The following is a 20,410-nucleotide window of genomic DNA, read 5'->3' as shown; positions in this document are numbered from 1 at the left end:
CCGTCACGGAATTCACATCGGCCCTTCTTAAATCCGCAACATCCTGTCGCTAACATTCGCCCTACCTCCCCACAGGAGGCCTTACAGTGCACCGGGACCCGCCAGGATCGAACCAAAGGGCTTGAAGGGACTCTGAGCAATGCCCCGAGGATTCAACGCGGCGTAACGACAGGGAAAACACCCGAGGCCAGCCGCTTCGTGTTGCCAGGGTTTGTCAGCCTGACTCAAGAGTGCTGAAGAATAATTATTCGATGATGAACCCACTGAATTTCGCCAGACGCTTCAAACACCGTTCGTGGCTACTGCTGCCGACGCTGCTTGTGGTCTGCGGCCTGGGATTGGCGCTGGAATCCAGCATCAGCCGGGCCCAACCAGCCGACGGCGTGCAGACCCTGGTGTTCCTGCGCCACGCCGAGAAACCCGCCGGTGGCCTGGGCCAACTCAACTGCCAGGGCCTCAACCGCGCCATCGACCTGGCCACCCTGCTGCCGGAAAAATTCGGCAAGGCCGACTACGTGTTCGCGGCCAACCCGACCCGCAATGTCGAAGAGGGCGAGCAGGACAACTCCTACAGTTATATTCGCCCGCTGATGACCATCAGCCCCAGCGCCATCAAGCTCGGGTTGCCGGTGAACATCAATTATTCGGCCAACGACACCAGCGACCTGGCTGACGAACTGCTGCACGACAAGTACCACAACGCCACCATCTATACCGCCTGGTCCCATGGCTACCTGCCGGAGCTGATCAACAAGGTCGCCGGCGAGGCGGTCGGCAAGGAGCAAACCATTACCGAAGACTGGGCCTCGGGAGACTTCGATTCGCTGTATGTGCTGACCCTGACCTGGCACAACGGCAAGGCCAGCCTCACCAGCCAAAGCTACAAGCAAGGCTTGGACAATGGCAAGGAAGCCTGTCCGACTTGATCAGTCGCTAATTCCCTTTGTGGGAGCGAGCTTGCTCGCGATAGCGTCAGACCCATTGATATTGATGTGACTGAAACACCGCTATCGCGGGCAAGCCCGCTCCCACAGGGATTGACAGTGGATATCAAACCTGTGGTCACCCTCCCCGGGCCACACGCTCCCGCAGATATTCCAGCACCGCCGCCTGCTCCCCCGAGAACTCGATCCGCAGCCCCTTCTTTTCCCGTTGGAACACGTACATCGGGTCGTAATACTCGCGCAGCAAGCCTTCGATCCAACCGCGATGCAAGTCGACGGCGCCGCTGTTGGCCTGCTCGGCCAGGGCGGTTTCCAGGATGTTCATCAGGCGCCGGTGACGGTCACCGCCCAGGCGCTTGTGGATGTTGTCCAGGCTTGCCAGCAACCGCTCGGAAAACAACGAGAAACCTTCGTCGCCATGTACGGCGACAAATTCCGCGCACAGGTCGATGACGTAATCCTGCAGGATCCGCTCGACCCGATGCTCCAGGCTGTCTTCCAGCCAGACCATCGGAACCTGTTGCATGCGCTGGTACAAGGGCAGCGGCAAGGCACAACTGCCGACCGCACGGCTCTCATCTTCAAGCACGAATTGTTCGATGCCACTGGCGCGTTTTTTCAGTACGTCCACGGCCAGGCGGTTTTCAAAATCGATGTTGGAAGGCTGGCCGGTGGCGCGTTTGCCGAAGCTGGAACCGCGATGGTTGGCATAACCTTCCAGATCCAGGCTATTGCTCAGTTGCCCCAGCGCTTCGGTCTTGCCGGTGCCGGTCATGCCGCCCAGCAGCACCAGGTCGCATTGGGCTACCGCCTGCTCGACAGTGTCCAGCAAAAAGGTGCGCATGGCCTTGTAGCCGCCGCCTACCCTGGGGTAATCAATGCCCGCTTCATCCTTGAGCCATTGCTGTACGATCTGCGAACGCAGGCCGCCGCGAAAGCAATACAGCACGCCGTCAGGATGGGTCTTGGCGAACTCGGCCCAGGCCCGGATGCGTTCGGCCTTGATTTCGCCGGACACCAGTTGATGCCCCAGGACAATGGCGGCCTGTTGCCCCTGCTGTTTGTAGCAGGTACCGACACGTTGCCGTTCGCTGTCGGTCATCAACGGCAAATTGATCACGCCGGGGAAGGCCCCCTTGATGAATTCGACCGGGGCGCGCGTGTCCATCATCGGCCGGTCGTTGAGGAAGATGTCGCGGTAATCGGTGATGTCATTGCTCATCAAGACACCTCGACCGCGTAACTCTGTCGCTCGACCAGTTCGCCGATAGGTTCCAGCGCCAGCCCGAGTTCAGCGGCAACCCGCAGGAACTCGGCCTCGCCTTCAGGGGTGACGGCAATCAGCAGGCCGCCGCTGGTCTGCGGGTCGCACAGCACGCGCTTGTGCAGTTCCTGGACCCGACCGACCTTGCTGGCGTAACTGTCGTAGTTGCGCAGCGTACCGCCCGGCACACACCCCTGGTCGAGGTAGTACTCGACACCCGGCAGGCGCGGCACCGCGTCATAGCGGATGCGCGCGGTCAGTCGGCTGCCGTCGGCCATTTCCACCAGGTGACCGAGCAGGCCGAACCCGGTGACGTCGGTCATCGCCGTCACGCCGTCGAGCTTGCCGAAGCGGCTGCCAGGTTTGTTGAGGGTGCACATCCAGTCACGGGCCAGGCCGACGTCGGCGGCGCGCAGCTTGCCTTTCTTTTCCGCCGTGGTGAGGATGCCGATACCCAGGGGTTTGGTCAGGTACAGGCGGCAACCGGCGGTGGCCGTGTCGTTGCGTTTCATATGGCGCTTTTGTACCAGGCCTGTGACCGCCAGGCCGAAAATCGGCTCAGGCGCGTCGATCGAATGCCCGCCGGCCAGGGGAATACCGGCCTCGTCGCACACGGAGCGACCGCCGCGAATCACTTCCCGGGCAATTTCCGGGGCCAATACGTTGACTGGCCAGCCGAGAATCGCAATGGCCATCAGCGGGTCACCGCCCATGGCGTAGATATCGCTGATGGCATTGGTGGCGGCGATGCGACCGAAATCGAAAGGATCATCGACAATCGGCATGAAGAAGTCGGTGGTCGAGACCACCCCGCGCTCCTCGTCGATGGCGTACACCGCAGCATCGTCCCGGGACGCATTGCCGACCCACAAATTGGGATCAAGGTTCTGCGCACCGCTGCCGGCCAGGATCACTTCCAGTACCTGGGGCGAAATCTTGCAGCCGCAGCCGGCGCCGTGGCTGTACTGGGTCAGGCGAATCGGCTCGCTCATGGGCATACCTCTGGTCAGTCAAGATGGCCGATTCTACCAGCAACGCCACCGACTCAGTGCCGCGTCGAGCACATGCTACTGCAACACGTTGGTGCCACTTCATACGACGCTGCCGAATTCGGTGCACCAAGCCTGACCAACAGGACAGGAAAAAAGCCTGAACCCCATGCATTTCAAGCCAATACAAAAAACTGGTACGACATGTGCAAACGTTTGCGCAATCGATCCTACCTAGCGGATCGATGGCTTTTTTTCAACCACGGAACCCGGGCTTCGGCCCGCACGAACAAGGACTTTCCATGCACTGCACTTCCCGGTGTCGCGCTACACCCGGCGTATTGGCAGCCGCCCTGCTACTGACCGCCGTTACCGGACTACTCAGCACCACGACCCAAGCCCAAACCGCCGAGGCGTCCGCCCAGGGCGAAGCCCTCAGCCCCGAGGCTACCCCCTCGAAAAAAGGCGCTTACCTGTCGGACTGGTACAACCAGGACCTGACGCTCATCGGCAGCAAGGACATCAGCTTCGGCCCGCAACCGGTCGACGATGTCTATCTGGAATATGAATACTTCGGACGCAAAGGGCCCTTCGAGCTCTATGGCTACGTCGACATTCCAAAGATTTTCAACATTGGCAACAGTCACGACAAAGGTGTGTGGGACCACGGTTCCCCCGTATTCATGGAGCACGAACCGCGTATTTCCATCGACTACCTTGCCGGTCGCAGCCTGGCCATCGGTCCGTTCAAGGAGTGGTATGTGGCGTTCGACTGGATCTACGATCACGGCAGCAACAGCGCCAATCGTGCGAACACCTTGTACAGCGGCCTGGGCACCGACATCGACACCCACTCGAGGGTCAACCTATCGGCCAACTTCTATGGTCGTTATCAGTGGGAAAACTATGGCGCCAGCAATGAATACTCCTGGGACGGCTACCGCGCCCAGCTCAAATACATCGTGCCGATCAGCCAGTTCAGCAACGGCGCATCCCTGACTTACATTGGCTTCACCAACTTCGATTTCGGTTCGGACCTGCACAAGGACAACCCTGCCCGGACCGCCAACGCCACGGTCGCCACCAACGTCCTGCTGTATTCGTTCACGCACCTGCGCTTTACGCTGGTGGGCCGCTACTTTCACAACGGCGGCAACTGGCAGGACGGCAGTGAGCTTAACTTTGGCGACGGCAACTTCCGCGCCCGCTCCGATGGCTGGGGATACTACGCCGGGGTTGGCTATCAATTCTGAGCAAACCGTAGAAGCACCACTTCGAATCCATGGAGGTCACGAATACATGATCAATCGCCTGTCTATTTCAATCGGCCTGGCCTGCACGGCCCTGTTCTGCTCGACTGCCGGGGCCGCGCCGCCGCTTCAACCCAAAGTGATGCTGATCACGATGTTCGCCCCCGAGGCGCAGAACTGGATCGAACGCCTCGAACTCAAGACTGAAATCCGCGTGCCGGGGCTGTCCGCCGAGTATCCGACGATCCGCTGCAATGCCGAACGGGTCTGCCTGCTGATCACCGGCATGGGCCAGACCAACGCTGCAGCCTCGACACTGGCCCTGGCGCTCTCCCCCACCGTCGACCTGCGTAAAAGCTATTTCCTGGTGGCCGGGATCGCCGGCATCAACCCGCACCACGGCACGCTTGGCACGACGGCCTGGGCCCATTACCTGGTGGAGTTCGGCACCCAGTGGGAGCTGGATTCGCGGGATGTGCCCAAGGACTGGCCCACCGGCTACCTGGGCATCAATACCAAGGGGCCGAATGAAAAGCCGCCGCTGGACTACAAGACGGAAGTCTTCGAACTCAACCCGGCCCTGCAAGCCAAGGCCTTTGCCCTCAGCCAGAAGGTGAGCTTGGCGGAAAGCAAGGAATCGGCGGCCTGGCGCTTGAAGTATCCGTACGCCCCGGCCAACCAGCCGCCGGTGGTGACCCGCTGCGACACCCTGGCCGGCAACACCTGGTTCTCCGGTACGCGCCTGAGCGAGCGTGCCGAAGTCTGGACCCGCCTGCTCACCGATAACAAAGGTGTCTACTGCACCACCCAACAGGAAGACAACTCCACCTACGAGGCCCTGCTCCGGGCCAGCCGCGAAGGCCGGGTGGACATCAACCGGCTGGCCGTGCTGCGGGCCGGGTCCGATTTCGACCGCCCCGAGCCCGGCGGCAACGAAGTGGACAACCTGCTCAAATATGCCGACCAGGGCGCGTTCGTCCCGGCGCTGGAAAACCTCTTCCGCACCGGCAACCCGCTGGTGCAGGACATTGTGAAAAACTGGTCGGCGTGGAAAGACGGCGTGCCTGGTCTTTGATCAACAGCCGCCCGGCTCTTGGGGAGAAGGGAATGATCTGTGGAGCAAGGCTTGCCCGCGATTAAGTCGACGCGGTCCTTTGTGAACCGAGGCGCCTGCATCGCGGGCAAGCCTTGCTCCCACAGATTGAGGCTAATCTCTACAGATCACTCAATGGAATTTTCCATTGCGGGAAGAATCACTTGAACATCAGCCGTGCGTACCCATCCAGGAGACCGCCGATGTCCCTCGACCCTGCTGCCGACAGCACTCATCTTGATTACGCTCTCGACACGATGTTTGGTCGCAATACCACAAGTGTCAGCTGCGAGTTCGACGTCAAACGCCTTGACGACGGCAGACCGCCATGGTTCACGCTGCACGTGCGACCTCCGCTGCCGAAGGATCTGCACAAGGCCCAGCTCGTGGTGTTCAATGCCGAAGGCCGACGCATCAGCGGCATTGTCCGGCGAGCCAAACGCCTGGCAGACGACAGCCTGCAATTGGACGTGGAACCCGACTGAGTGCTTCAGGCCGGGTGATCGAGCGTGTCCTTGCCGGCCAAGACTCGCGCCTTTATCGACTTCATCACCGAACACTTCGAGCGTGAGGGGTTGGCGCGGCGTTTCAGTGCTGCGTGGGGTTGAGCCTTAGGGTCTTTCGTGCCAGTGCGGCCGCCATCGCGAGCAAGCTCGCCCCCACAGTGGGTTTGCGGTGCGGGCGGTGCTAACGTGGCGCCTCGACGACTGACAAGGATGACCGCGTGCTGCTGCTCAAATTGCTGGTGATTCCCACGTTCCTGCTGCTGATTTCCCGGGCGGGCAGGCGTTGGGGGCGAGCGTGGCCGGCTGGCTCTCGGGGTTGCCCGTCGTAGTGGGACCGATCCTGTTGTTCCTGGCCGTGGAACAAGGCGAGCTGTTTGCCGCGCAGTCGGCGACCGCGGCACTGGCGGCGATGTTCGCGATGATCGCTTTCTGCGTGGTGTACGCCCAGGTCGCCCAGCATCGCAACTGGCCCTGGGCGCTGGGCATCGCGCTAGGGGTCTGGGCCTTGGTGGCGTTGATCCTGTCCTGGCTACCGGCTTCGCTGCCGTTGTCGAGCCTGATCGCCCTGGTCGCGCTGCTGGCGGCGCCATATCTGTTCCCGACGGTCCGACCGGTGATGAACGGGCCGGCGGCCAAATCCGACAAATTGCTGCTGCGCATGATCGCCGGCGCGCTGTTGACCCTGGCGGTGACGCTGCTGGCCAGTACCGTGGGCGAGCGCTGGAGCGGGCTGCTGGCGGTATTCCCGGTGTTGGGCAGTGTCATGGCGGTGTTCTCCCAACAAACCCGGGGACCGGCCTTCACCGCCGCGCTGCTGCGGGCGACGGCCACCGGCATGTATTGCTTCGCCGCCTTCTGCCTGACCCTGGCCCTCGCCCTGCCGGTGCTGGGCATGCCCGCCTTTGCCTTGGGCGTCGCGGTGTCGATGGCCATGTTGCTGGTGACCCGACGCCTGCTGGTGCGGCCACCGCCCGGCGACACCGCACACCTTTCGCCAAAATGACGGTCTCTTCTGCACTGGCGCTGGAGTCAGGTGCGACGCCCATGGGATGATCGGCCTCCAGGCACGACCATCTGTGGAGCGTTTCAATGTCATTGCTGAGTAAACAAGCCGCCGCCCTGTTGCTGGGGGCCATCGCCAGCCTGGTCGTGGTATCCGCCCAAGCGGCCCCGGCCAAACCTGCCGGCGATGCACCGGCGCAGAAAGTGTCGATGCTCGGCGGCAAGTTCACCTTCACCTTGCCCAAGGGCTTCACGGCGACGCCGCTACCCGCTGGTGAAGTGGCCCAGGGCACCGCTGGGGCGACAGGGACGATGTACAGCAATGCCACCAGCAGGACCGTGGTGATTGCCGCTGAGAACACCATCGTCAACGGTACGAATGTGAAGGACGACGATGGTGCATTCCTCGACACCACCATGGCCGACTTCGCCGCCCAACGCATCAAGGCCCTGCCGGACGCCAAGATCCTCAGCGAAAAAAGCCTGACCCAAAAAGGCACCGGCCTGGGCCTGCGTCAGCTCGACACCAGCGCGACCCAGGGCGGCGGGCCAACCCTCGACACCACGCTGCTGGGTGCCTCCGGCACGCACATGGCCGTGGTGCAGATCATCTCCCGGGCCAGCGACAAGGCCGGTCATGAAGCGTTGGTGAAACAGATCGCCAGCGGTAAATAAGCGCCCCGGAACATGTGGGAATGTGGGAGCCGAGCTTGCTCGCGATGGCGTTGGCACATCCTGGCATTGACGCAAGCTGACCCACCGCTATCGCGAGCAAGCTCGGCTCCCACAGGGTTTCCCCACAAGGGCTTAGGGTAGTCAGGGATTGAGCCGCTCCAGCCAGGCCCGCAGGTCCTGCACTTCCAGGGCGCTGATGCTGTGGCCGACGCCCGGGTAGGCATGGAATTCCGGTTCCAGCGCCAGGGTCTTCAGGAAGCTGTTGGCCTCGGTACCATCGTGGTAGGGAATGATCGGGTCTGCCGTGCCATGGCCGATGAACACCGCCAGTGTCCGGCGCGATTCATCTGGGGTCAGTTCCGCCCGCAGCACTGACAGGACCCGCCCACCCATTGCGGCAATACCGCCGACGGCTTCGGGGTGTCGCAGGGCCACTTCGTAGCTCATCATCGCGCCCTGGCTGAACCCTACCAGGTAGACCTTGCTCGCATCGGTCGAGTACTTGGCCCGAGCCTTGTCGATGAAGTCCAGCAGCATCTGACCGCTGGCCTTCAAGTCCGAGGTGTCACCGTCGTAGGCACCGTCGCCCGTCTTCGCGAACCACTGATAACGGTCCTGTTCCATGCTCTTCGGCGCCCGCACCGAGAGGTAGTTGTAATCCCGGGGCAACTCGCTCTTGAGTTCGAACAGGTCCTGTTCGTTGCTGCCGGAGCCGTGCAGGAAGATCACCAGCGGGCGGTTGCCGGCTTGCTCATCGGCTTGGGCCAGGTAGTTGAGCGGCAAGTCCGTGTGCAGCGAGGGTTGGGCTTGCAACCCGGACGAGACCAGCAATAGAAACAGGGCGAGCGCTTTAAACATCAATCTTCCTCCATCGTTCGATAGCCGCACGACAAGAAGCGTGCGGTGAGGTAGACAGCACTTATCAGTCGTTGCTCAATTTCCCCGTACGAATCGGTTCACGCCCGGCGACTTTTGCCTGCCAGATGCCCGGCTGGGTGTAGCGCCCGCGGTCCAGGGCAAACAGCACGCCACTGGTGCCAGCCCGCACGGTGGTGACCCGATCATTCAACGGATCGACCACTTCGAACAGCGGATCGCCGCGCTCCACCCATTCACCGGCCTCACGCAGGAAGCTCACCACACCATGGTGCGGCGCGAACAGGTATTGGGTGCCTTCGAACGGAAAGCCTTCGCAGCATTCGGCGGGGGCGGATGGCCAGTCCCCGGCGATAAAACCCTGCTCGGCCAAAAACCCGAGGATGGCTTCACAATTGGCCTGGGCCTGTTCCACGCGAGTGTCGCCCATGCTGCCCAGCTCCAGCGTCGTCGCCAGGTTCGCCGCTGGGATCGACGCCGCCGGAAAGGTTTTGGCCAGGCGCAACCAGGGTGAGGAGCAGGACTCGTCGAACGAACTGCCACCGGAATCTTCACTCAGCAACGCCACCCCGGCCTTCAAGCGTGCGGCCAGGGAGCGCCATTGCGGCCACTGTTGCGGCAAGGCATACAAGTGGATCGCTGCCTCGAAATCGCAATGCAGGTCCAGGGTGATGTCGGCGTCGCAGGCATGGCGCAGCAGCAGGCGATGCAGTGCTTCAAGTTGCGAAAGCGGCGCCGGCAGCTCGTCGAGAACCTGGGCCATGGTCTGGCGGATCAAGGTGATGTTGGCGGCCGGGTCGTCACCCAGCCGATCACCGATGCGTTGCGCCACCGGCGCACTGAGCTCCACGAAAGAGCGGTTGAAATTCTTGCCACTGCCCAGTTCGAAACGCCCCATGTGGGCGCTTTGCAGATGTTGATCCAGGCCGATGGGATTGGCCACCGGCACCAGCTCGATCACCCCTTTGAGCAGGCCTTGCGCCTCGAGGTCGTTGAGCCGCTGCTTCAGCTCCCAGGCAGTACGCATGCCCGGCAGTTCGTCGGCGTGCAGGCTGGCCTGGATATAAACCTTGCGCGGGCCATGGCCGTAACGAAACACACTGAGCCGACGCTCGGTGCCCAGGTGGCTCCATGGCAGGGTATGGTCGATGCGTTGCATGAAATCTCCGAATGACTAGGCGTAGGAGCTGTGTAGGAGCTGTCGAGCGAAGCGAGGCTGCGATCTTTTGATCTTTCGCTCTGGACTCAACTGGCAGTGGAAAGATCGCAGCCTCGCTTCGCTCGGCAGCTCCTACAGCAACTCTTACCGATTAATGCCCGTAGACATCAAAGGCGAAGTATTTGTCCTGCACTTTCTTGTACGTGCCATTGGCGCGGATTTCGCTGATGGCGGCGTTGAATTTGTCGGCCAGTACCTTATCGCCCTTGCGCACCGCAATGCCGGCGCCACCGCCGAAGTATTTCGCGTCTTCATAGGTCGGGCCCACGAAGGCGAAGCCTTTGCCAGCATCGGTCTTCAGGAAACCGTCGTCGAGGTTGACCGAGTCGGCCAGCATAGCGTCGAGGCGACCAGCAACCATGTCCAGGTTGGCTTCCTGCTGGGAGCCGTAGCGCACCAGGTTGATCCCGGCGGGCACCAGCACTTCAGTGGCGAAACGGTCGTGGGTACTGGCACGCAGCACACCGACTTTCTTGCCCTTGAGCTCGGTCAGCGGGTCCTTGACCTCGGAGCCTTCCTTCATCACGAACCGCGCCGGGGTGTGGTAGTACTTGATGGTGAAATCGACGTTTTTCTTGCGATCGTCGGTGATGGTCATGGACGACAGGATCGCATCGATCTTCTTCACTTTCAGCGCGGGGATCAGGCCATCGAACTCCTGCTCGACCCAGGTGCACTTGACCTTCATCTGCTCGCAGAGGGCGTCGCCGATATCGACATCGAAGCCGGTCAGCTTGCCGTCGGGGTTTTCATCGAAAAAGGCGGGTAACCGGCTTCGATCCCGAGGCGGATCGGCTTGGCCTCTTCGGCCACGGCCGACAGGGACAATACGGACAGTGCCAGGGCACCGAACATGGCTAGCTTGTTCATTTTCGCTCCTGAGTGCGCAGGTATTTTATTGATCGTTATAGGCAGATTCGTAAGCAGCGTTCGGTCAGCAAAAACCGAAGTGGCCGGGAGTCTAGAGGGGCACTCGGGAGGGGAATTATGTTGAGGCGACAAATACTTATAAAAAGCCACTAATGCCGTGTTGTAACGCCGAAGTTCTGTAGGAGCGAGCTTGCTCGCGATCGCGGTGCGTCAGCGTGCCTCAATGCCGAATGTGCCGCCGTCATCGCGAGCAAGCTCGCTCCCACAAAAAGCTGTTTGCGCTGTCTCAGCAGTCGCAGCTGATCGCCTCGTCCGCCATGCGCTCCACAGTGCCGCTCAGGCGAAAGCCTTCATCGAGCCAGCCCATGACGCCGCCGATCATTTCCTTGACCGGGTAGCCCAACGTTGCCAGGCGCACTGCCGCCTTGTTCGCGCCATTGCAATGCGGGCCGGCGCAATACACCACGAACAGGGTGGTCTTGGCATAGGCGGCCAGCGCCTGGGCGGTGAGCGTGCGGGTTGGCAGGTTGATCGCCCCGGGTACGTGGCCGCGTTCGTAGGCCAGTGGTCCGCGTACATCCACCAGCACAAAATCGATATCACCGGCCTGTTGGCTGGCGTGAACGTCGGAACAATCAGTTTCGAATGTCAGGCGACGGCTGAAATGCTGCAGGGCGATATCGGAGGGGGCAGCAGGCACTTCGCGAACCAGGCTGGTCATGGGCGTGTACTCCAGGATAGATAAGGCGTGAAGAGACTTTATCCCCCCGATGCTTACCGCTACAGTGGCGCACAAGACACTCTGTGGGAATTTTCCGCCAAATGCAGCCTAACCCTGGTCTGGTCGCGATTCTTGCCTACGACGGCCTGTGCACGTTCGAATTCGGTGTCGCCGTCGAGATCTTCGGATTGGAGCGACCGGAATTCGATTTCCCCTGGTACACGCATCGGATCGTCGCGGTCGATGACGGCCCGATGCGCGCCATGGGCGGCTTCCAGGTATTGGCCGATGGCGGTATGGAACTGCTCGAAACCGCCCGGACCATCATCGTGCCAGGCTGGCGCAACCGCAGCGAACCACCGTCCCAGGCGTTGCTCGAAGCACTGCGCAGGGCCCACGCCCGTGGTGCGCGCCTGCTGTCGATCTGCTCCGGTGCCTTCGTACTCGCCGCCGCCGGGTTGCTCGACGGGCTGGGCGCCACGACTCATTGGCGCTACGCCGACGAACTGGCCGCAAGCTTTCCGGCCGTGCGGGTAGACCCGGATGTGCTGTACGTGGATTCAGGACAGGTCATCACCTCGGCGGGCAGCGCCGCCGGTATCGATGCCTGCCTGCACCTGGTGGCACGGGACTATGGCGTCCAGGTCGCCAACGCCGTGGCACGCCGGTTGGTGATGTCGCCGCAACGTACGGGCGGGCAGGCGCAGTTCATTCCCTCGCCGGTCAGCCGCACGCCACGCAGCGACCTGTCGAGTGTCATGCAATGGGCCCGCGAACGCCTGCACGAACCCCTCGGGGTGCGCGAACTGGCCAGCCAGGCGGCCATGAGCGAACGCACCTTCCTGCGCCATTTCACCCAGGCCTGCGGCGTGTCGCCCAAGGCCTGGCTGCAACATGAACGCCTGGCCCGGGCCCGCGAGTTGCTGGAAAGCACCGGGGACAACACCGACAACATCGCGCAACTGTGCGGCTACCGCTCGGTGGAAAGCTTTCGCGTGGCGTTTCGCAGCGTCGTCGGGTTGGCGCCGTCGGTGTATCGGGAGCGGTTTGGGCGGGGGTAAATAGCCTACTGGTGATGAAGCTGTCGAACGCTGCTGTGGTGAGGGCATATATGTGGGAGCAAGGCTTGCTCGCGATATGAGCGCCTCGATTTCTGGAAGACCGCATCGCCTGTATCGCGGGCAAGCCTTGCTCCCACATGCCCTCTCGCCACAGGTTGATGTGCAAGCGTCATTGAGGTTTACGCAACAAATAAGTATCCATGATCCAGCCATTGGCCTTGCGCGCGGCCTTACGGGTGCGTTCGATGTCGTCGGCCACGTCCCCCAGGCGGCCGGCGATAAGGATTTCATCCGGCGTCCCCACATAGGCACCCCAGTAGATGTGCGTATCCGGATCGCTCACCTGGCGATAGGCGTCCTCGGCATCGAGCATCACCACCACACTCGCCGCATCACCCACCTGCCCCGCCGCCAACCGGCGTCCGGTGGTAATTTCCAGCGAACCGCCAATGCTGTTCAAAGGCACTTTATGCCGGGCGGCCAAGGCCTGGACGCTGGTGATGCCGGGGATCACCTCGAATTCGAAGGTGCAGCGGCCCGCATCGAGGATCGCCTGCAGGATGCGCACGGTACTGTCGTACAGCGCCGGATCGCCCCACACCAGAAAACCACCCCGTTGACCGTCGGACAGCTCTTCATTGATCAAGCGTTCGAAGGTGGCCTGTTTAGCGCGGTTCAACGCTTCGACGCTGTCCTTGTAGTCCAGGTCGCCGCGTTGGCGTTCCGGGCTGTAGGCTTCGACGAAACGGTAGGTGCGATCAACGATGTAGCGCCGACAGACTTCGCGCCGCAGGTCCAACAGTTTGTCCTTGGCCGGGCCCTTGTCCATGAGAAAGACCACCTCCAAGCGGTTCAAGGCTTTCACTGCCTGCATCGTCAGGTGATCCGGATCGCCGGCCCCAATGCCGATGACTGACAATTTCTTCATCGCGGCGACTCCTGGCCAGGTCCCTGGGTGCGTAATCGCCATACGCCGTTGAAACGCAATTCGAGGGAGGACAACGGTTCAATGTCGATCCGGTTGAATGTGGCGGCTGGGCAACCCAAGACATTCACCAGGGCTGCGCGGATCACGAAGGGGTGGGTGACGGCCAGCAGATGTCCTGGCCGGGTTTCCAGACTGGCCAGCCAACCCCCGACACGGCGACACAACTGGGCGACAGATTCACCACCATGGGGAGCCGCCTCGGCATCGTCGAGCCAGCTCTGCAGGGCTTGCGGTTCAGCCTGAAGCAAGTCATCGATGGACAATCCGCGCCAGCGTCCCAGATCGCAATCGGCCAGGGCCTGGTCCTGCTCGGGCTCGGCGCCGAACAACGCGGCGGTCTGGCGCGTGCGCAGTTCCGGCCCGCACAGCAGTTGCCGGACATTTCGGTAGCGATGCTCGACCTGCGCGCGGCGTGCCAGCCAGTCGGCGTCCAGCGATTCGTCCAGGCCAAAGCGCGCCTGCTTCTGGGCGGCGGTGCGGGCGTGGCAGATCAAGGTCAGACGAGTGGCTTGCACACTGGATTCTCAGGCAATCGAAAAGGTCGCATGGGCGAGATATTCATGCTTTTAGTTGTACAGCACCTTATACGAAATCAAATAAATGAGACAAAAAGGCGTTATGTCCGACATCGCCAGAAGTATCGACTGACATACCTGGTCTACTCAGCCGGGACCAACTCCTACAAGGGTTTCGCACAATATTCGAGCATTTTAAACGGAACGTAAAAACCACTGGACATGTAGCACCAGCTACATAAATACTGTTTTCAGGAGTTATGAAAGAAATTCAACACCCATCCTGGCAAGGAGCACGGATGCCACCTCTCAGAGACCTGATCACCGATCCCGGCCTGGTTTTGACGCCGTCGGAACGCAAGGTCGTACGTGCCCTGCTCGATCACTACCCACGCAACGGCCTCGGCCCGATGTCACGCCTGGCAGACCATGCCGGCGTCAGCGACCCGACCATCGTGCGGCTGGTGAAAAAACTCGGGTTTGGCGGTTACGCCGAATTCCAGGATGCCCTGCTCAGTGACATGGACCATCGCCTGCGCTCCCCCCGCACCCTGTTGAAACCGCGGGCCAAATTGCAGCAAGGCGATACCTGGAGCCAGTACCTGGCCGCCAGTCAACGCCACCTCATCGACACCCAGGCCCTGACTCAACCCGAAGACGTGCGCATTCTCGTGCAGTGGTTGCTCGACAGCCGCCATCAGGTGCATTGCTTCGGTGGGCGCTTCAGCAGCTTCCTGGCCCACTACCTGCTCAACCATTTGCGGCTGTTGCGCGCCGGCTGTTTCGCCCTGGAAGACAACGCCCAACTGCCTGACCGGCTGTTCGACGTGCAGCGCCAGGATGTGGTGCTGATCTTCGATTACCGTCGCTACCAGGCCCAGGCCCTGCGTGTGGCCAGCGCGGCCAAGGAGCGCCACGCCCGCGTCGTGCTGTTCAGCGACGTCTACGCTTCGCCGTTGCGCGAGTTGGCCGACCTGATCATCAGCGCCCCGGTGGAATCGATCTCGGCCTTCGACAGCCTGGTGCCAGCGCTGGCCCAGGTCGAGGCACTGATTGCCTGCCTGACCCTGCAATGCCCCGAGCTGGCCGAACGCCTGGAAGGCATCGATACCTTGCGCACGGAATTCAACACGCACCTGTTGGAGGAAAAATAAGGATGTTCTCGCTCCCCCACCGCTCGCCCCGGGATTTGCCGTTCACCTGCCAGCACACCGCCTTGCTGCTGGTGGACATGCAACGCGCCTGGCTGGAACCGCAATTCGATGCCCACCTGCACACCCGCGAGGCCGAGTATTTCATCCAGCGGGCCCGCCAGCAGGTCATCCCCAACCAGCAGCGCTTGCTCAACGCGATGCGCGAAGGGAAGCACAACGTGTTGCACACCCACATCGAAAGCCTCACCGCCGATGGCCGCGACCGTTCCCTGGATCACAAACTGTCGGACATGCACCTGCCCAAGGGCAGCCCCGAGGCGCAGATCATCGCCGAACTGGCGCCGCTGGAAAACGAAATCGTGCTGCCCAAGACCTCCTCAGGGGTTTTCAATTCCACCAACATCGACTATGTGCTGCGCAACCTGCAGACCCGCCACTTGATCGTCGCCGGCATCGTCACCGACCAGTGCGTCGACATGGCCGTGCGCGACGCCGCCGATCGCGGCTACCTGGTCACGCTGGTGGAAGATGCCTGCGCCACCTACACCGAACAACGGCACCTGGCGTGCCTGAACGCGATCAAGGGCTATTGCTGGATCACCGATACCGACACCGTGCTCGCGCGTTTGCAGGAGATGCAGCCATGAGCCGCCTCGATCCTGCCGCCGTCCTCGCCCCGTTGCCCGTCACGACCCTGGTGACCACCGACCTGATCGGCGTGACCCGTGGGCGCTCGTTTCCCAGCGATGAATTGCCCCACTACGTCACCGCCGGTTGTGGCTGGGTGCCGGCCAACAGCGCGCTGACGCCCCAGGACATCATCGCTTCGACCAACCCCTGGGGCGCCTATGGCGACCTGCGACTGGTGCCGGACCTGTCCAGCCGGGTGACCGTCAACAACGGCCCCGACGCCCAGGCGCCCGTCCTCGACTTTATCCATTGCGATGTACGCGAGACCGACGGCCGGCCCTGGAACGCCTGCCCGCGCACGCTGTTGCAGAACGAAGTGGAGCGTTATCGCGCCGAACTGGGCTTGCAGGTTTTCGCCGCGTTCGAGCATGAATTCAACCTGGTTGCCACGCCTGCGCAGCCTGATCGCCTGGCCTTCAGCCTCCAGGCCCAGCGCCAGCAGGCCGAATTCGCCGGATGGTTGCTCAGTGCCCTGAGGGCCGGCGGTGTCGAGCCGGAAATGTTCCTGCCGGAATATGGCCAGCATCAATACGAAATCACCTGCCGCCCGACTTTGGGCGTAGCCGCCGCCGACCGGGCCGTGAACGTACGGGAAATCACCCGCGAGATCGCCCGGCAAATGGGCCTGGACCTGAGCTTCGCCCCCAAGACCGCGGAAAACGCCGTGTGCAACGGCGTGCATTTGCACCTGAGCCTGCAGGATCTGAGCGCGGACCCGGTGCTGCATGACGCCGCCAGCAGCAACGGCTTGTCCAGCCTCGGCCAGCATTGGGCCGCTGGTGTGCTGCACTATCTGCCTGCACTGTGTGCGCTGACCGCGCCGACACCGGTGTCCTACGAACGCCTGCAGCCTCATCACTGGAGCGCGTCCTATGCGTGCCTGGGACAGCGCAACCGCGAAGCGGCGCTGCGCATCTGCCCGACCGTAAGCCTGAGCGGCAAACCGCTGGCGAACCAGTACAACCTGGAGTTCCGCGCCATGGACGCCACCGCTTCGCCGCACCTGGCGATGGCAGCGCTGTTGATCGCCGGGCGACTGGGCATCCAGCAACGACTGGCCCTGAACGCTGTCACTGATGAAATACCCGATGAGCTGGATGAAGCACAACGGCACGCCCGTGGCATTATCGCGCTGCCGACATCCCTGGCCCAGGCACTGGACTGCCTGCGCCACAGCGGGGCGCTGGTCGAGACCCTGCCCGGCCCGCTGGTTGAAACCTACTTCGCCTTGAAGGCCCAGGAGCTGGCCTTGACCGAGGCGCTGTCACCTGCCGAGCGTTGTGAGCACTATGCACGAATCTATTGAGTGTGCTGAATCGGGCCTCTACACCAGGCCACCCTACCGACTGGCCCGGGAGGAATCCGAACACCCGGTGCTGCTGGTGTGCGAACACGCCAGCCGCTTCATTCCCGATGCGCTGAACGACCTGGGGCTGGATGAAACGGCCTCCCAGGAGCACATTGCCTGGGACATCGGTGCCCTGGCCTTGGCCGAACGCCTGTCCGAAACCCTCGGCGCAACGTTGCTGTCGGCTAATTACTCACGGCTGTTGATCGACCTCAACCGCCCGCTGCACGTGCCCGACAGCATTCCGGCCCAGAGCGAGATCTACCAGGTTCCGGGTAACCATGCCCTGGACGAAGCCACTCGCGAATATCGCCAGCAGCGCCTGTTCCATCCCTTCCATGATCGGTTGCAGGCGTTGATCGATCAGCGCCTGGCCGCCAACCGACCGGTGCGCGTGGTGGGCATCCACAGTTTCACCCCGGTGTTCTACGGCCAGCCGCGCGCCCTGGAAGCGGGCGTGCTGTTCGGCGAAGCCAAGGAATACGCCCAGCACATCGTCGACGGGCTGGGCCGGCATTCGCTGCGGGCGGCGGGCAACCAGCCCTACAAGATCAACCCCCTGACCGACATGACGGTCCCGGTGCACGGCGATGGCCGCGGCCTGGATTCGGTGTTGATCGAAGTGCGCAACGACCAACTGCGCAGCCCCGAAGCGGTACGGACCTGGAGCGCCTACCTGGCGCCCCTGCTGTAACGCGGCAGCGGCAAGTTTCCTGCGACAGACAGCAAGCAAGAGCAACCCCACAGCTGAAAAGGAAAACGGCTCATGAGCATTGAGGCATTTGGCTACAAACAGGAATTGAAACGCGGCCTGTCGCTGACAGACCTGGTGGTATACGGGATGATTTTCATGATCCCCATCGCCCCGTTCGGCGTGTATGGCTATGTCAACGCCGAGGCACCGGGGATGGTGCCGCTGGCGTACATCATCGGCATGGTGGCGATGCTGTTTACTGCCTTGAGCTACGGCAGCATGGCCCGGGCCTTTCCGGTGGCAGGTTCGGTCTATTCCTACGCGCAACGGGGCCTTAACCCACACGTTGGCTTCATTGCCGGTTGGCTGATGCTGCTGGACTACCTGCTGATCCCGCCGCTGCTCTATGTCTACGCCGCCATGGCGCTGAACCATCTGTACCCGGACATCCCCAAGGTCGGTTTCATCCTGGCCTTCCTGGTGAGCGCGACCTTCGTCAACCTGCGGGGCATCACCTTCACCGCTCGGATGAATATCATTTTCCTGCTGGCGCAACTGGTGGTGCTGGGGATTTTCCTGTTCTACGCCTGGAATGCCCTGCACGGTGGTGCCGGTAACGGCCAACTGACCCTGGCACCGCTTTACAGCCCCGAACATTTCAACTTCGCCCTGCTTATGCAAGCCGTGTCCATCGCGGTATTGTCGTTCCTGGGCTTCGACGCCATTTCCACCCTGGCTGAAGAGATCAAGGACGACCCGGGCCGCAGCGTCGGCAAGGCTGCCCTGGTGACCTTGCTGGTGATGGGAGCGATCTTCGTGGTGCAGACCTGGATCGCCACGGACCTGGCCGCCGGCATGGGTTTCAAGTCCGCCGACACCGCATTCTATGAAATCGCCGAATTGGCAGCCGGCAGCTGGCTGGCCACCTTGACCGCGGTTGCCACGGCCCTGGCCTGGGGCGTGGCCGTGGCGATCACTTCGCAGGCGGCGGTATCGCGCCTGTTGTTCGGCATGGCCCGGGACGGCCAGTTGCCCAAGGTGCTGGCCAAGGTCCATCCGAAACACAACACCCCGTACCTGAGCATCTACCTGGTGGCAGTGCTGTCGCTGTTGATCTGCTACCTGTTCATCGACGCCGTGGACACCCTCACCTCCCTGGTCAACTTCGGTGCCCTGAGCGGCTTCATGTTGCTGCACATCACCGTCATCAACCATTACTGGCGTCGCCAGCAGTCCGGCCAACTGATTCGCCACTTGATTTGCCCGCTGATCGGCTTCGTGATCGTCGCGGCCATCATGTACAACATGGGCGTGGCTGCGCAGAAGCTCGGCCTGATCTGGATCGCCGCGGGCGTGATCTATCTGTGTGTGCTCAACAAATTCGGCAACCCTACCGCCGTGCCCGATCCGGCCGGTCAGTGAGGGCCGGCGGCCGAAGGACTCGGCCAACCGTGGTTACAACGCGTGGACATCGACAGTGATCGTCAAGCCCGGTGCTGGTCATCGGGCTCTCTGGAACAGGAGTGCAATCCATGCTGGCCTTACGTCCAGTTCAATTAACCGATCTGCCGCAACTGCAACAACTGGCCCGTGACAGCCTGGTGGGTGTGACGTCGCTGCCGGACGATACCGCGCGCCTGGAGGAAAAGATCCTCGACTCGTGCGCCTCGTTCGAAGCCGATGTGCAGGGCCCTGGCGCGGAGAATTATTTTTTTGTCCTGGAGGACCTGGAATCCGGGCGCCTGGTCGGTTGTTCGGAAATTCTCTCCAGCACCGGGTGCAACGAACCGTTCTACAGCCTGCGCAACCGGCCGTTTTCCAGCGAATCCCGGGAGCTGAACATCCAGCATGGCGTGCCCGCGCTGTCGCTGTGCCAGGACCTCAACGGACAGACGCTGCTACGTGGCTTCCACATCGACGCCGAGCGGGTGCGCACGCCGGAATCGGAGCTGCTGTCCCGGGCCCGACTGATGTTCATCGCCGCCCATCCCCAGCGCTTTGCCGAATCGGTCATCACCGAAATCGTCGGTTTCAGCAGCGAGGACGGCCAGTCGCCTTTCTGGGACGCCATAGGCCAGCACTTCTTCGACCTGCCCTACGTCGAAGCCGAACGGTTGTGTGGCTTGCAGAGCCGAACCTTTCTCGCGGAGCTGATGCCGCAATACCCGATCTACGTACCCATGCTGCCGCCAGCCGCCCAGGCCTGCATCGGCCGGGTGCATCCCGACGGCCAGGAGGCCTTCGACATCCTGGCGCGCGAGGGTTTCGAGACCAACAGCTACGTCGATATCTTCGACGGTGGGCCGACCTTGCATGCCCGTATCGCCAACGTCCGTACCATCACGCAAAGTCGGAGCGCCACGGCCCGGCAAAGCCTGCAGATCGATGCCAGAGGCCGTTACCTGGTGAGCAACGACCGTCTTGGAAACTACCGGGCCATCGTCGCCGAGCTGGACGTCAACGCCGAAGGCCCCGTGGCCCTGTCGCCCGACATGCTGGCCGCCCTGGGCGTCTTGGATGGCGAGCGGATCCGGGTGGTTGCCCTATGAAC

Annotated in this window: 19 protein-coding genes and 2 pseudogenes; 13 read left to right on the top strand and 8 right to left on the bottom strand. The window is 62.2% G+C overall.

The window, feature by feature from the left end:
- Positions 1–251: 251 nt before the first annotated feature.
- Positions 252–926 (top strand): hypothetical protein, encoded by a 675-nt coding sequence (locus tag KI235_RS10195; protein ID WP_027912578.1) that lies wholly within the window; start codon positions 252–254, stop codon positions 924–926.
- Positions 927–1,062: 136 nt separating this feature from the next.
- Here the strand turns inward: KI235_RS10195 and mnmH are convergent, their stop codons facing one another.
- Positions 1,063–2,166 (bottom strand): tRNA 2-selenouridine(34) synthase MnmH, encoded by a 1,104-nt coding sequence (gene mnmH, locus KI235_RS10190; RefSeq protein ID WP_038856125.1) that lies wholly within the window; start codon positions 2,164–2,166, stop codon positions 1,063–1,065.
- Positions 2,166–3,200: a selenide, water dikinase SelD gene (gene selD / locus KI235_RS10185; RefSeq protein WP_003200050.1), complete on the bottom strand. Its 1,035-nt coding sequence runs from the start codon at positions 3,198–3,200 to the stop codon at positions 2,166–2,168. The genes mnmH and selD overlap by 1 nt, the downstream gene beginning before the upstream one ends.
- A gap of 299 nt (positions 3,201–3,499) precedes the next feature.
- Here selD and KI235_RS10180 point away from each other — a divergent pair, with 299 nt between their 5' ends.
- The 5 genes and pseudogenes from KI235_RS10180 to KI235_RS10160 all read left to right on the top strand — a co-directional run bounded on the left by KI235_RS10180 (position 3,500) and on the right by KI235_RS10160 (position 7,723).
- Positions 3,500–4,450 (top strand): nucleoside-specific channel-forming protein Tsx, encoded by a 951-nt coding sequence (locus tag KI235_RS10180; protein WP_003200049.1) that lies wholly within the window; start codon positions 3,500–3,502, stop codon positions 4,448–4,450.
- 46 nt (positions 4,451–4,496) lie between these two features.
- Positions 4,497–5,522: a purine nucleoside permease gene (locus tag KI235_RS10175; protein ID WP_028237656.1), complete on the top strand. Its 1,026-nt coding sequence runs from the start codon at positions 4,497–4,499 to the stop codon at positions 5,520–5,522.
- 221 nt (positions 5,523–5,743) lie between these two features.
- Positions 5,744–6,025: a hypothetical protein gene (locus KI235_RS10170; RefSeq protein WP_003200045.1), complete on the top strand. Its 282-nt coding sequence runs from the start codon at positions 5,744–5,746 to the stop codon at positions 6,023–6,025.
- 239 nt (positions 6,026–6,264) lie between these two features.
- Positions 6,265–7,049, top strand: a pseudogene (locus KI235_RS10165) (hypothetical protein).
- An 86-nt stretch (positions 7,050–7,135) separates the two neighbouring features.
- Positions 7,136–7,723: a hypothetical protein gene (locus tag KI235_RS10160; protein WP_003200042.1), complete on the top strand. Its 588-nt coding sequence runs from the start codon at positions 7,136–7,138 to the stop codon at positions 7,721–7,723.
- A gap of 141 nt (positions 7,724–7,864) precedes the next feature.
- Here KI235_RS10160 and KI235_RS10155 read toward each other — a convergent pair whose 3' ends face one another.
- The 4 genes and pseudogenes from KI235_RS10155 to KI235_RS10140 all read right to left on the bottom strand — a co-directional run bounded on the left by KI235_RS10155 (position 7,865) and on the right by KI235_RS10140 (position 11,409).
- Positions 7,865–8,581, bottom strand: coding sequence for an alpha/beta fold hydrolase (locus KI235_RS10155; protein WP_003200040.1), 717 nt, complete (start codon positions 8,579–8,581; stop codon positions 7,865–7,867).
- Positions 8,582–8,645: 64 nt separating this feature from the next.
- Positions 8,646–9,758 carry a M14 family metallopeptidase gene (locus KI235_RS10150; protein WP_003200038.1) on the bottom strand — a complete coding sequence of 371 codons (1,113 nt, stop codon included), beginning with the start codon at positions 9,756–9,758 and terminating at the stop codon, positions 8,646–8,648.
- A gap of 151 nt (positions 9,759–9,909) precedes the next feature.
- Positions 9,910–10,688, bottom strand: a pseudogene (locus KI235_RS10145) (ABC transporter substrate-binding protein).
- Positions 10,689–10,974: 286 nt separating this feature from the next.
- Positions 10,975–11,409, bottom strand: a complete 435-nt coding sequence (locus KI235_RS10140) for a rhodanese-like domain-containing protein (RefSeq protein ID WP_013692676.1) — start codon at positions 11,407–11,409, stop codon at positions 10,975–10,977.
- Positions 11,410–11,510: 101 nt separating this feature from the next.
- Here KI235_RS10140 and ftrA point away from each other — a divergent pair, with 101 nt between their 5' ends.
- Complete coding sequence (ftrA, locus tag KI235_RS10135; RefSeq protein WP_013692675.1) at positions 11,511–12,470, top strand: transcriptional regulator FtrA; 960 nt, start codon at positions 11,511–11,513, stop codon at positions 12,468–12,470.
- 169 nt (positions 12,471–12,639) lie between these two features.
- Here ftrA and cobF read toward each other — a convergent pair whose 3' ends face one another.
- Positions 12,640–13,398, bottom strand: coding sequence for a precorrin-6A synthase (deacetylating) (gene cobF / locus KI235_RS10130; RefSeq protein ID WP_027912584.1), 759 nt, complete (start codon positions 13,396–13,398; stop codon positions 12,640–12,642).
- Positions 13,395–13,973, bottom strand: a complete 579-nt coding sequence (locus tag KI235_RS10125) for a histidine phosphatase family protein (protein WP_027912585.1) — start codon at positions 13,971–13,973, stop codon at positions 13,395–13,397. The genes cobF and KI235_RS10125 overlap by 4 nt, the downstream gene beginning before the upstream one ends.
- A 299-nt stretch (positions 13,974–14,272) precedes the next feature.
- Here KI235_RS10125 and KI235_RS10120 point away from each other — a divergent pair, with 299 nt between their 5' ends.
- The 6 genes from KI235_RS10120 (at position 14,273) to KI235_RS10095 (ending at position 20,408) form a co-directional block, all read left to right on the top strand.
- The gene (locus KI235_RS10120; RefSeq protein ID WP_013692673.1) at positions 14,273–15,127 is read left to right on the top strand and encodes a MurR/RpiR family transcriptional regulator; all 855 of its coding nucleotides are present in this window, start codon (positions 14,273–14,275) and stop codon (positions 15,125–15,127) included.
- 2 nt (positions 15,128–15,129) lie between these two features.
- Positions 15,130–15,774: an isochorismatase family cysteine hydrolase gene (locus KI235_RS10115; RefSeq protein WP_003200023.1), complete on the top strand. Its 645-nt coding sequence runs from the start codon at positions 15,130–15,132 to the stop codon at positions 15,772–15,774.
- On the top strand, positions 15,771–17,123 hold the full coding sequence (locus KI235_RS10110) for a glutamine synthetase family protein (RefSeq protein WP_003200021.1): 1,353 nt from the start codon (positions 15,771–15,773) through the stop codon (positions 17,121–17,123). Before KI235_RS10115 ends, KI235_RS10110 begins: the two co-directional genes overlap by 4 nt.
- Positions 17,107–17,859 (top strand): N-formylglutamate amidohydrolase, encoded by a 753-nt coding sequence (locus tag KI235_RS10105; protein WP_212795665.1) that lies wholly within the window; start codon positions 17,107–17,109, stop codon positions 17,857–17,859. The genes KI235_RS10110 and KI235_RS10105 overlap by 17 nt, the downstream gene beginning before the upstream one ends.
- A gap of 72 nt (positions 17,860–17,931) precedes the next feature.
- Entirely contained in the window at positions 17,932–19,281 is a 1,350-nt protein-coding gene (locus tag KI235_RS10100) for an APC family permease (protein ID WP_003200017.1), read from the top strand.
- A gap of 110 nt (positions 19,282–19,391) precedes the next feature.
- Positions 19,392–20,408, top strand: a complete 1,017-nt coding sequence (locus KI235_RS10095) for an arginine N-succinyltransferase (RefSeq protein ID WP_028237661.1) — start codon at positions 19,392–19,394, stop codon at positions 20,406–20,408.
- Positions 20,409–20,410 lie beyond the last annotated feature (2 nt).

The sequence above is a fragment of the Pseudomonas sp. St386 genome, from assembly GCF_018325865.1.
Classification (GTDB): domain Bacteria; phylum Pseudomonadota; class Gammaproteobacteria; order Pseudomonadales; family Pseudomonadaceae; genus Aquipseudomonas; species Aquipseudomonas brassicacearum.
Note: the sequence above shows the minus strand (reverse complement) of the source record. Positions and strands in the feature narration are given on the sequence as shown.